At 51.0% G+C, this 12,515-nt stretch carries 4 protein-coding genes and 4 pseudogenes; 3 read left to right on the top strand and 5 right to left on the bottom strand.

The genetic code is table 11. The features are described from left to right. Positions 1-1,103: 1,103 nt before the first annotated feature. Together J7E41_RS27795 and J7E41_RS27790 are read right to left on the bottom strand one after the other, a co-directional pair. Positions 1,104-6,677: a dermonecrotic toxin domain-containing protein gene (locus tag J7E41_RS27795; RefSeq protein ID WP_214997422.1), complete on the bottom strand. Its 5,574-nt coding sequence runs from the start codon at positions 6,675-6,677 to the stop codon at positions 1,104-1,106. Between the two features lie 294 nt (positions 6,678-6,971). After that, positions 6,972-7,130 (bottom strand): annotated as a pseudogene (locus tag J7E41_RS27790) (Tn3 family transposase); the annotation flags it as partial. A gap of 422 nt (positions 7,131-7,552) precedes the next feature. On the opposite strand from J7E41_RS27790, the gene J7E41_RS27785 reads away from it, so the two are divergent. From J7E41_RS27785 to J7E41_RS27775, 3 genes and pseudogenes are all read left to right on the top strand, one after another. Beyond that, a complete protein-coding gene (locus J7E41_RS27785; protein ID WP_214997421.1) occupies positions 7,553-8,443 on the top strand; it encodes a hypothetical protein in 891 nt (296 codons plus the stop codon). Between the two features lie 8 nt (positions 8,444-8,451). Beyond that, on the top strand, positions 8,452-9,711 hold the full coding sequence (locus tag J7E41_RS27780) for an AmpG family muropeptide MFS transporter (protein WP_214997420.1): 1,260 nt from the start codon (positions 8,452-8,454) through the stop codon (positions 9,709-9,711). Positions 9,712-9,872: 161 nt separating this feature from the next. Further along, positions 9,873-10,909 (top strand): annotated as a pseudogene (locus J7E41_RS27775) (IS110 family transposase). A 363-nt stretch (positions 10,910-11,272) separates the two neighbouring features. On the opposite strand, the pseudogene J7E41_RS28285 reads toward J7E41_RS27775, so the two are convergent. From J7E41_RS28285 to J7E41_RS27760, 3 genes and pseudogenes are all read right to left on the bottom strand, one after another. After that, a pseudogene (locus J7E41_RS28285) lies at positions 11,273-11,526 on the bottom strand (SOS response-associated peptidase family protein); the annotation flags it as partial. 20 nt (positions 11,527-11,546) lie between these two features. Next, on the bottom strand, positions 11,547-11,777 hold the full coding sequence (locus J7E41_RS27765) for a hypothetical protein (protein WP_214997423.1): 231 nt from the start codon (positions 11,775-11,777) through the stop codon (positions 11,547-11,549). A gap of 105 nt (positions 11,778-11,882) precedes the next feature. Next, positions 11,883-12,391, bottom strand: a pseudogene (locus J7E41_RS27760) (recombinase family protein); the annotation flags it as partial. Between the last annotated feature and the right edge of the window lie 124 nt (positions 12,392-12,515).

The raw sequence follows: 12,515 nt of genomic DNA, 5'->3' as shown, positions 1-12,515 counted from the left end.
ACTTCTAACTCAGGACACTAGGAGGGTGTAGACAAAACCAAGCCGTCCGTCGGCGTGCGAGTATACGTGTCTTGGCCAGCTACAACCATGCCTCACTCATAGCGAACAACCGGCCGTGGTGCAATGATCAGTTGCCGAGTCCTCTCGTTCCAGTCATGAGTTTGGGCATCATCACGAAGCCGGTCAGAGCAAGTGTTACCGAGAACGGATCGCCTTGTCCTGAGCGGCATTGCCCAGTTCTTCTATTGCTTGGCCCGCAGATCACTTTGTGTTGAAGGATTCAATACCTGGGAGGTCACTGAGCGTAGAACAAATGGTGCGACCGTTTTTAAATAACGAAGATAACGCTGGTGATGGGAAGAGAGACGGTTTCGGTTATCCCTATAGAGCCACTGACACCTACGATAAGGCCAAAGCTCTGGTGTTAGAGTTTATGGTATTGATGATCAGTACGTAAATAATCCGGAGCATCCTGCATTGAGTCTAAATCTTAGCGATCACGAAAAGACCCAATATCGGCTTAGAATGATGAATCGCTTAGCTGCGAGCACGATAACAGCTGACCAAGGATCTCATCCGGGCAACTGGATCGCGCTCATTGGTCAGATGCATATGAAAGAATCTGTTAATATTCCCGGGTTGTCAGAACAGTTGGGGGGGGGCGTCGAAATCCACAACGCCAAGGCAGGAGGTGCTACTTCAATAACTCAGCCAGAACAAATCAATACTCATCCCCGCGTTGGAGATGGCGATTATAGGATAGTCGCTAAAGTAGCCGACCACCCATGAGCCTAAGCTGAGTGCCCGGCGAACTGACTAAAGAGCCAATCACCAGGCGGGGCGGGAGGTTTGCCCCATCCGAGCCAGATACCTCCAGTTCCATCGCATAACATGGTCGGAAACCGTCGCAAAGTCCGCTGTCCGCCGGCGGAGTCGGCGACGGACAGCGGTGGTGATACTTGGCAGTGAACTTCGGGCGGCGGTGTTCAACGATGCGGGTTACGTTTGCCATTGGAGGATTATATCGGTGCCGACAAGGCTCATATTGGGCTAGGTTGACAGTAGGACGCATCACGAGGACGACGGGCGGCGCGTCGCAGATTTTATCCTTTGTGATTGATTAACAGTGGTCTCTTATTTTGCTTCGCAAAGTCCTTCCATTTCTCTAATAATTCTTTCGAAAGAGCTGGCAGTTCTCCGGTATTGAAATACCTGTAAATAAGTTCTGCCTCGGTAATGTGTCCCGAGTCGATCATGAATTTAACCATGTTTCCGCCCCAGTGCATGCTTTCGCCACGTACATTGCTTGTGAAATACGCAGTTTTATACGTCCCTTCAGGATAGAGTTTTTTGAAGATTTTTTCCGCAAAGTAATCGGTGATGTATTCATCGTAGTTGCTGTTGGCGATAGAGGTGTCCGTTGCGTGCTGAAAGCCAGTATGCTTGAAGGAGGATGCGTGTATACTCTCGTGGATAATGGTTGATCGTATTTTGTCCGCGTCTAACTTACCATTAAGGGTGTAGTCTGGGGCGGTAACTCCCATGTAGATAGTTCCCTTTGGTGAAGTCCAGGCCGCCGGATTTGTGTTGCGCTGCACGCTGTCAAACGCCATGTTTTCATAACCAGGCATGGTTTTTATTTGATCTAAAACACCCTCGTGGGATACGCCTTTGATATCAAGGTTCATTTTTTTTGTGCCATACATTGAGCTTATTTCGTTGCTTAGAGCGCGTGTATCAATATAGTCTTCAATTTTCCAGTTCGCGGAAGCAGCATTACTTGGCATTTGCGGGCGGACCAAAACAATCGGTTCGAATGCATTGTTTTGCAAATTTGGATCCGTTTTTTGAGCCGTGGTGCCCGGGCGTGGTGGAGGCAAAACCTCTCTATTAGGTGTTCCTTCTCGGGCGCCGGCAGTCCCGCCCTTTAACTTTCCTTCTGGTCTGACAATCAATCGACCGTTCACAAGTTCCACCTCCCGGGCATGAGTGATGTCTCCTTGTTTGTAGATAATTGGATTGCCATTGCGTATACCGCTTAGGTAGAAATCATCTCCCGATTTTTGATAATAAGTTTGTTTGCCTTTTACTTTAAAATGCTCCGGGTACTGTGTGGGCTCCAGTGTGCTTTTATTGACATTGTCAACTCGCCAATTTTTCACTGGATTCCAGCTGCGGTCCTGCATTGGCGCTATTAACGACTGAGGGTTACTAGTCTGATTCACTTGTGCCCGCCAAATGCCATCTTGATTTTCTAATGGTGGACCCAGGCGGTTGGGATGTTGTGGATCCCGTAGCCGTATCGTGTTCCAACTATTGTCCGAATAAACCTCAAAGACCCGGCCCTGATCCTTGATAAATGTCTTTCCGTCATGAGTATAAAAGGTCCCGGTACTCGCCTTACCTGGACGGTCCATCATCTGCGGCTCAATTCCTGTACTTGCCGACGTTGTCTTGAGCCGGCCATTGGGTGTGAACGCTGTATTTTGCTCCGCAAACGTGCGCATCGCCTGCTTTACCTCTTCGACGTTTTTGAGCTGACTTAACCCTGTCCAATGCATTAGCTTTTTCGGCGTTAGACCCTTAAGGACTTGCAGGCCCTTGCCAATATCCAAGGCATCAAGCCCCAAAAGCAATAGGTCTTCAAGGGCGCCCATTTGGTCACCTCGCCGCAGCTTGTCAACCGCGGCCTTGACATCAATGCCCATTAAAATAGCAGTCCCAATTGCACAGGCAACCGTTCCCAAACCCCCGGTGCCAACTACGCAAATCGCCGTTGTGACATAACGCAGTCCCTGGATGATGAGTCCCCAGGCTTCTTCAGCACGGCTCGTGGTTAGTTCGTCGGTGTTATCGATCATGTCCTGCAGGCGCTGGTTGCTAAAGTCACCAAAGCTGCCCACCAACGCCGTTGGCGCGTGTTTATCGCGTACTCCTTTGAGGATTTGATCAACCGCTACATGATCTTCAATACGCACGCGTGCGATTAGGTTGTCCCGATAGACTGGGGTTTCCAACAACTGTTGATATTGCGCCCGGGGTATCAGCTCGTTGCCGTATGGGCCCTGGGGGAGAAAAACAAAATCGTTGTGCACTACGGGAGATGCTCGATCTCGTCCGGTGTTACTGAGTTGAGATAATACCAACACGTCCGGAATACGACGTCCGGCGATCTGAAATTGGCTCAGTCGTGTATTGCGCCTCTCGGTACTATGCGGCAAGTTGCCCAGCAGTGGTTTCATCCACTGATAGTCTGCGGAGGAGATTCGACCATTGGCCTTCTCAGCCTCGAGCGTGAGGCATAACTGGGTGCGCGTCGATGCCTCGCTGAGCTCGCGAAACTCTTGGCCGATCGGGTCATTGGGCTGTAAACGTTGCTTGAGAAACTGGATGTATCGGGCGCCGATATAGGTCTGGCATAACTTTAAGTGCACAGGATCTTTAAGTTCGTTATTGAGGACACGGGTTAACTGGGCATTTATCTGAGGGCTAAGCGACGGATCATCGACTTCAAACTTGGCGCCCGCCATGAAATGTCGCTGATTAGTACATCGAAACTCATCTTTCTGCACCCACTCGGTCCAAGGCATTTTATAATTTTTGAACTCTATGGAGACCTTGCGGGCATCAACTGTTCTGCCGAGAGCTAATGTTCCGTGCTGCTGCAAGAACCTGGTGAGTTCGAGGCTTTCATACTTTTGGGTGAAGGCTACAAATGAGGGGATGTTCTTTTTCACAAACTGTGTATAACGCTGTTCAATGGCTGATGCGATAGCTTGTTGTTTCAACAAGTCTGGAGCTCTGGCCAGCGGCTGCATCTGCCGAATGATGTTCTCCAGCCGATTGGTAGCCCAATTCTCTAGGTGGCTCTTCTCACCGGCAGGGAAGGGTTTAAATTCCAAAAGCCATTCTGTCTGCAAGGGTGTGCTACCGGCCTGGACCGCGAAGAACAGCTGCATTGCATGTCGATCCTGGGGGGCGGTGTCTTGCAGGACGGTATGTGCGAAGGATCCTGGCGGCGGAGTCGCTTCCATCTGGCCCGCCAAGTCTTGAAACAGCCGAGTTTGGTCCCAATATTGGTAGAGTTCCTGGCGAGAGGCATAGCTCGTGATAGCTCCATCTTGTGGACGGTAAAGCACCACTCCATTATCTTTTCCATCGGCATGTTTTCGCACAAAAACCAGCCAAGAAGTCATTGTGGTGGTGACGCCGCCCCCCTTGGGATTGGTCGACAGTTGCAGTTGGCCGACTTGAACGTTCGGGTCGTTATTCAGCGCGGCGTCGATCACCTCATGGCCTGTAATGTACGCACCAGGGCCAGTCAAATGTCCTTTGAGTTTGGCTTCCAGCATGTCACGCTTGAGTTCTGCTTCTAATGCTTGGGCGTAATCCGCTTGCAATGCGGGAAGATGCGTCTGCAATTGTACTAAACGTTCACTCGCTGACATGCGCAGGGACGGATTATTCAGCAGATTTTTGACAATATCCAACTGGGCTGCCGGGAGCTCTTTTTCATTGCGAAACAGCCGAATACTGTCCAGCGCGAATGCGCTTCCGCTTAACACTGCTTGTGGTAAGGTCAAGCTGACAGACGTTGGGGTACGCATGCCGGGTAGCACCTCCGAGTGGACCACTCGGTATTCGTTGACGGTGCCGGGCAAACCGGTATTTTTAAATTCGGCCAGCAAAACCGTAAGTGGTTGCTGCTGGGCTTTCGCGCTGGTTTCCACGAACCGCTCATAGTGTTGAACGGTTGCTTGGCTGAGCTCGCGCAACTGTGTCTGCTCTTGCTCGGAAGCGGAGATCAGCCAAGCGGGCATGACCTGTTCAAAAAGAGCAAGCTCTGTGCTGCTCGTGTCGGGCTTGGACGCAAGGGCCGTCGGTGAAAGATCCAGAAAGTCATTCATCTCAACTGAAAGCCTCCCTTCGGTTTCCAGCCATGGGCTGACGTTGCTCTTGGGCATATTCGTTAGGGCATTGAAGAACTGCGTGACTTGTTGTTGACGCAAGTCGGCTACCCTCCGGCTGAACAGGTTTTCCTGAACGGGAACCAGAAACGGCTCCTGCGCAACTACCCCACTGAATTTCACCTCATGGACCAGTGCTTCCAGGGTTTTAAACTGTTTCATCGGCTGACCGGGTCGCCATAGCACAGACAGTCCGGGGTCGTTGAGGCTGTCACGTTCAGTGATGACAAACGTTCCTGGCACCGCCTGACCATAGTCGCTACCGCCAATCGAGGACGTATTATGCAGGGAATACACTGCGGGCCGCATCGAGGCTGGCAACTGTTCGCGCGATTGTGCATCTGGCCGAGTTGTGACCTGCTCAATGGCGCGCAACATCTCCGTGCTGAGGCTTCCTTGTTGGAACCTCAAGTTAGCCTGGGACCACAGCTGGTTAGCAAACTCCCTCCCTAACCAGTCTTTGACCAACCGACCTTGGACATAATTTGACGGTTGCTCCCAGAACTCATTCAATGCATTCATCATATGTGCGGCGAACTGTGCAGGTGATGCCTGCGCTAGAAAGTCTTTGATCTTGTTTTTGACATCCAGGGTGTTCAAGGCGTCTGGGATTGAACGAGTCTTGCCATTATTGACGATATCGAACCTAGCGAGGTCGGGCAGTGGATTGCCTGAGATCGCCTTTAGAAACAGGTTCGGTAAAGTGATTTCATCATTTAAATTGCCATTTTCATCATAAATGAGGACGGATTGCTCCGCGCTCATGATCTCGGGAAACAACGGTAGAAGTTCTTTGCGGCGCCATGCATTAAATTGCTTTTCTAGCACCTCCCAAGGTGTGGGCATAAGGCTGTTGAGACGAAACATCTCATGCTGCAAGCGCTTTAAATCGTTGATCTGCTCGGTCATGCGCTCAGGTGTGCCGGCCGGCTGCGAAGTGACGCCCGCCAAACTCCCAGTCATCCGTTTAACTCTTGATACTGAGGCTATTTTTTCTGCGCTAGGGCTACTCGAGAGGGATTGAGGTCGCTCTCGAATGACCTGCGCCGCCCCGGCGGCCAGAGGGGCTTGAGGTACAAGCACGGTCGCCAGTTTCTGTAGAAGGGAGGTGTCGGCTACCACTGGCATTCCCGCAGACGCGATCGCAGTGACCTGGCGCGGCGAGGCGTTGTACCAAGCATCTGATACTCGTGTGGACAACTCAGTACGCCTATCTCCTTTCGAGCCCTGTGGGCCTTGCGTATCTTCAGTCTTGACGCTTTTGGACAGATGCTCGGTCAGCTGAGCCGCGGTCGCCCATCGTTGATGTCGTAATATTTCGACAATGCTCGTAGCGAGCTGGTGCAGAATTTTGTAAGTGCCAGCAGCTTCTCGATGCCAGTGGTCCAACTGATCACCCGTGATGTGTTGTTCATAAGTGGTCAGTGCGGGCCTGCCCTCTACTGGCCTCAAGAGTAGGTCCGCGACTTGACGCATGAAGACTCTGTCCTGCTCCACCGCCGCAGGAGACATGGCCGGCGATGCGTTGAGAGCTGCAATCTGAGTCATGAGTTTCTGGTTATCGAAGCGTCCGCCAAAACACATGCTCATCCGTTGGTGTGAAAAGCTCACAAGTGCCTTGGCCAAATGCACTAAGGCCTGAGTCTGTTGATTGAGCTCGCGTGCCTTATCATAAGAGCTGAGGAGGGCTGGCGTCGTGCGGAGCTCCAAGGGCGTTCTATTCAGGGGAGGGGAGAGAGTCATAGAGGCGCGCAAATGCGGAGGTATCATGGCAGGCTCTTAACTGAGTCGAAAGCCGATAAGTGGTCGCTTGTTTAAAATGGGTTCCCCCTCTAAGTCGACCTTTTGCGAACACTATCTACGTCTTTGGTTTTCGCCTTGCCTCAGAAATGCACGCCCACACCAGGATAATCGCTTTGGACCATATAGCTGAGGCCGGAGCCGTATGCGATAGTTACGCACGTATGGATTTGTGTGTGGCAACTAATTGTCCTCAGTCTGGAGCCCGGCCTCATTCATTAGCAAATCATCGAGAATGTAAGGCACTTCGCTGACTGTCGCATGAATTGCCTGTGACGCGAACGGCGCGAATTGATCGTTGATGTGGGTATAAGCCTTGAGGCCTGGCTCATTTCCATATTTTGCGTTGACCAAGTTCATCGCTCGCCTTGGCGAGCGGAGCCACTACATCCGCTCACGACATGAGGTTGTCTACATAACATGTAGATACATATTGTATGTGGTGTTCCTACTGTGCTTGGTATAGCTTGCTGAAGCCATACAGTATCACTAATACAATTGCGCTTCCGCGTATTCAATGCATGCAATCATGTGTGTATAGTGCGCAATTCTACATGCCTATAACAAAAGGATACCGCTTAATGAGTAATCAAAAAACACTATAAGATGGGGGTTAACTTATCTATGTAACTCTGGGTGCCCATTTTTGTAATCGTTGGTCTAGATGAACGTGTGTTTTTGGCTTTGCTTTTATAAAATGGAGCTTTTCCAAATCTTTCCTGAGGTTGTTGTGCAACTGAATACCACTATTCAAGGTTGAATTCAACGAGGCTGGAGAAAATACGATGATTACAGAGTATCAGGTTATATTTATCCCGGTATACAACAACAAACAACAGCTTAAAATCGCAATCAGAAGTTACTGCCTCATGGGTGAGCTGTTTTTCCTGGTAATTGATCCGGTCTCCTGTTCAAGTGAAGCAAGCAAGGCGAATGCCTTCCATTACCGAAAATTATCAAATGACGGTAGAACTGATTATTTCGAACATTGCGTAATTGAGAGCTTGCCTTATTTAACGGCTCTAAAAAAATACTCTCAACCGAACTACTGGATTCAGAATTACGGCCTGACTCAGGCTGAAAAGCAAGTTGATGGCATGTTTCTTACTGTTGATCTATGTCCTTCAGCTAAAAAATTCGATGTCGATTTTTTTAACAGGCTAGTATCCATTTCCGAATCGACTCAACGGCCATTTCCCGTGGCATTATGTCTGAGTGGGCTCTGGATGGTCGAACACCGAGATGCATTTGAATGGCTATTAGGGCAGCAATTAAACTGCAGGCTCGAGATAACCTGGGTCAATCATTCATTCAGCCATATTTATTATAAAGATCAGCCTTTGGAGGAAAATTTTTTGCTGGAAAGGCATACGAACCTAAATTATGAATTATTAGCGGTGGAGAAAATGCTCCTGCAAGCAGGCCAATCACCTTCAGTGTTTTTCCGATTTCCAGGGTTGGTTGCAAATGAGCACGCTATAAAAAAATTGAATGAGATTTGCCTTTTGCCTGTAGGAAGTAATGCCTGGCTGGCAAAGGGGGAGCGGCCGCATCCAGGCAGCATCATTTTGATTCATGGAAATGGCAACGAGCCATTAGGGCTGCTAGAGGCCGAAAAATTATTGCGGCAAGATATCAATTGGTTACCTCTCCATCGCGCCCTGTGTAGTATGTGATTCAATGTATGAAATCATACTTCCCGTTTTTTAGACAACACCACTCTGCCGTACTTCTGTTGTTGGCATTCTCTTCGGGATTACCTCTGGCGTTGACTTCCAGCACGTTGCAAACTTGGATGGCCAGCGAAGAGATTGACCTAAAAACTATTGGTATCTTTTCCCTGGTCGGTCAAGCGTATGTGTTCAAGTTTTTATGGGCGCCTTTCATGGACCGTTATACACCGCCATTCCTTGGGCGCCGCCGGGGCTGGCTGTTGATCTGCCAAGGTCTACTAGTTTTCGCAATCCTTGCCATGGGCTGGGTAAACCCTACGCAACAGCTGGGTTGGCTGGCTGTATTTGCCGTGACGGTTGCCTTTTGCTCGGCGTCCCAAGATATCGTGTTCGATGCATATAAAACTGATCTATTAACAGCACAAGAGCGTGGTAGAGGTGCAGCGCTGTCTGTGATCGGCTACCGGCTGGCCATGCTGTGTTCCGGCGGACTGGCACTTTGGTTGGCTGACCGTTATTTCGGCTGGCAATCTACCTATTGGTTAATGGCAGGGCTTATTCTGCTCTGTATGATTGTCACCTTACTAGCGAAGGAGCCCGATCAACCAGTTTGCGGCCCAGTCAATTTGAAACAAGCAGTGGTTGAACCTTTTAGGGACTTCTTCGGGCGAAATAATGCTTGGTTGGTCCTGACGTTAATTGTGTTCTATAAGATAGGAGATGGTTTTGTCAGTAGTTTGAGTATTACATTTCTGATTCGCAGTGTCGGTTTTGAGGTCGGCGAAGTAGGAACGTGGAACAATAGTTTGGGTCTGTTCGCAACGTTGCTCGGTGTACTTTTTGGCGGGGGGCTGATGCAACGCCTACGACTGTTCAACGCACTCATGCTATTCGGTATTCTCCAGGCAATCTCTAATATGGGTTACTGGTTGTTGGCAATCACGAGTAAAAACCTGGTAACTATGGGCAGTGTGGTCTTTCTGGAGAATTTTTGCGCTGGAATGGGTTCTGCTGCCTTTGTCGCGCTACTGATGACGCTCTGCAATCGGTCATTTTCCGCCACCCAGTTTGCGTTGTTATCGGCGCTGGCCTCTATCGGCCGGGTCTATATCGGGCCAGTGGCCGTGTGGATAGTCGAGTTTTATGGCTGGGCCCAGCTTTACTTGATCGCTACAGTTGCTGCTTTACCCGGGTTACTAGTGCTGGCTGCTTGTCGTAAATCGCTGGAGCAGGTACTGAGTGTCGCCGTTGACCGAAAACAGACTCAGTAGGGGGGGGCGGAAACCGATCGTTTGCGGACACCCCTCCCCCTGATTACCTTAGCGAATGAAAGGGACTTCCCCGTCCTAGGCCGCGGCGAAAGTCGCGAATCGGCATCCAAGTGCCATGATGAAGATTTCAAATTTGCATCAAAACCACAGGAGGGAAGCTCATGCCAATTATTACGGTGGGAATCGATCTAGCCAAGGCCCTATTTGCGGTTCATAGCATTGATGAAGCTGGTAAAGCAACCTTGGTGAAACCCGAAGGTCGCGCGGGACCAATTGGTGCGATTGATCGCCCAGTTACCCCCCCGTGCTTGATTGGTATGAGGACTTGCAAAGGCGCTCATCACTGGGCAAGAGTGTTTGCCCAGCATGGCCATACGATCAAATTGATGGCGCCTAAACTTGTTGCGCCTTATCGAATGTCAGGTAAACGCGGCAAGAACGATGCCGCAGATGCGGCAGCGATCTACGAGGCGGTTACCCGACCCAGCATGCGGGTTGTCCCTGTTAAAGACGAGCATCAGCAGACCACTCTTTGCCTTCATCGAACCCGCCAGGGATTCATCGAGGAACGCACCTCTACGTACAACCGACTGCGGGGATTACTGTCTGAATTCGGCGTGGTTATGCCACAAAGTCCAGAACGGTTGAGAAAAGAGATTGGCCCTTATCTGGACAGCTTGCCTGGCTGGGCGAGACGGTGCATGAGTGAGCTGTTGGAGCACACCAGCCATATCGAAGATCGTCTGCTAGAACTTGATCGAGCCATAAATCAGATCGCTCGTGAAAATGAGCGTAGCCGTCGGTTGCTGCAATTGCGTGGTGTCGGCTCGACCACTGCGAGTGCCTTGGTGGCCAGTATTGGCGATGGGCGCGATTTCAGGAACGGTCGTCAAGGGGCTGCATGGCTCGGACTGACGCCGGGTCAATTCAATAGCGGTGGAAAGCAGCGCTTGGGGAGTATCACGAAAGCCGAGGATGCCTATTTGCAGGCTGCTGGTACTGGGAGCCCGGTCTGTCATGGCTAATTTGGGCGATAAGCGGGATCCTCTGAGTCGTGGGATCGGCAACCTTATGGCGCACCAGTGGTGACTGGCGTGCCGCCGTGGCGATTGCCGCCAACAATGCGAGAATGCCCAGGGCCGTCCTTCATTACGGCGACACGTTCAAGCCTGAACAGGCAGAGCCAACTGGCGCGTGAAAACCTGAGCCCCTTATTGAGGGTCCTTTGAGGTTACAAAGCAGGGAATCATGAGCGGATAAACCGATTAATGTGCACTGCCGTCGTTGGTGTGAAGCGGGTTGGACCTGCGTGGGGTGTACCTGGAAGTCGTAAGGAGATTTCATTCCCGGTTAGCGAACAGGGCCTTCACGTGCGTCTTTGATCAGGGGCCGAGCCATCAGCTCAACATGACCCTTTGTAGTACCGCAGTCCTTCACCTTCTTACGTCGATTCGGCACGCGCAGCAGAGAGTAAAACAGAAGCTATTGGGCTTGTGCTCAATGGGGGAGCCCATGTAGTACGATTTTTTCCGAATTCTCTAGGCTCCTCCAATCGACTTACCGTTCGCCAGTCAAATTCATAAATGGCCGCTGCAGGGATAATGCAGTGCTGGGCCTTCCGCCAAGCTGTGCGAAAACGCCGGCTTTTTGGCTGGCCGTCTCCGATCGGCAGTTGTAGGTGCTGCGAACAATTTTGGTGTCCTTGCTCCAAGTCGGGATTAGCCCAAACGCGCCTGGCAGCGCTTCCATCGGCGCCGGTGATTCGTCGTCGACGTGCTTCGCGCGGCGAATGAAAGGCCCGATGTAACCTGGATAACAGCCCTTAGGGGCCTTTACTAATCCTTGTTTCGTCTCAACCCGAATTCCTCCAGCAGCTTGATCGCGTGGGCCGTGGACAGGTGACGATTGTTCTTGTTGGTGGTGCACAGTTTCAACGCAGCAACCAGGTCGCAATAACGCTCTAACTCGACGGCTGGAAGGATGCGTGGTTTATCGTGATCAGCTTGATGCACCGCGTGAGGCTTGTTGAAGGCATGCAGTGAGCGATAGACCGTCGTAGGCAACACGCCGACTCGGCAACCGCCTGAGCTTGCCTAGCGCGCTCAGGGCTTTTGCGGGACAAAAAATCCAGCCGCTGTCGCAGTTGCAATAGCGAATCGACTGGGATCTGCTTATGTTGCGCGAGCGGTATCGCTGTCAGCTTTCGCCAGGTAGGTGTACAGCGTCTCACGGCTAATGCCGAAGTCGCGTGCAACCTGCACCTTGGTTTCCCCCTCAGCCAGCCGCTGACGTAATTCAGCAATCCGTTCAGGGCTGATTGATTTTTTAGTGATAGACACCACGTTGCTTGGCTAGTGCTATGCTTTCGCGCTGTCGTTCACGAATCAAGGCTCGCTCGAATTCTGCGAAAGCTCCCATCACCGAAGGCATCAACTTGAGCATCGGTGAATCATTGCCAATAAACATCAATGCTTCTCGATGCGAATACCACGTTTATCCAGCTCCTAGACATACCGCGTAAATCGTCAAGGCTGCGTGTCCATTCGGTCCATGCTGTGCACGACAACGGTATCGCCTTCGTGGACAAATGCGAGCAATGCATCGAGCTGCTGCCGTTGAATGTCCTGCCCGACGCTTTGTCGATGAACGTACGACCAACGTGGACATGATCTAGTGTCCTGAGTTAAAAGTTCGTTGAACTAATGTGATTTGCCTTGATCAACTGTGTCGTGTGCTAACACAACGAGGTGCTCATCTATGAGAGGCAGACCTAAGACCGAACTGGTGCTCAGCGATGCGGAGCG

Origin of the sequence: Pseudomonas fluorescens, assembly GCF_018614655.1 — a bacterium.
GTDB classification, from domain to species: Bacteria; Pseudomonadota; Gammaproteobacteria; order Pseudomonadales; family Pseudomonadaceae; genus Aquipseudomonas; species Aquipseudomonas fluorescens_BX.
This window is presented reverse-complemented; position numbering and strand designations above follow the sequence as displayed.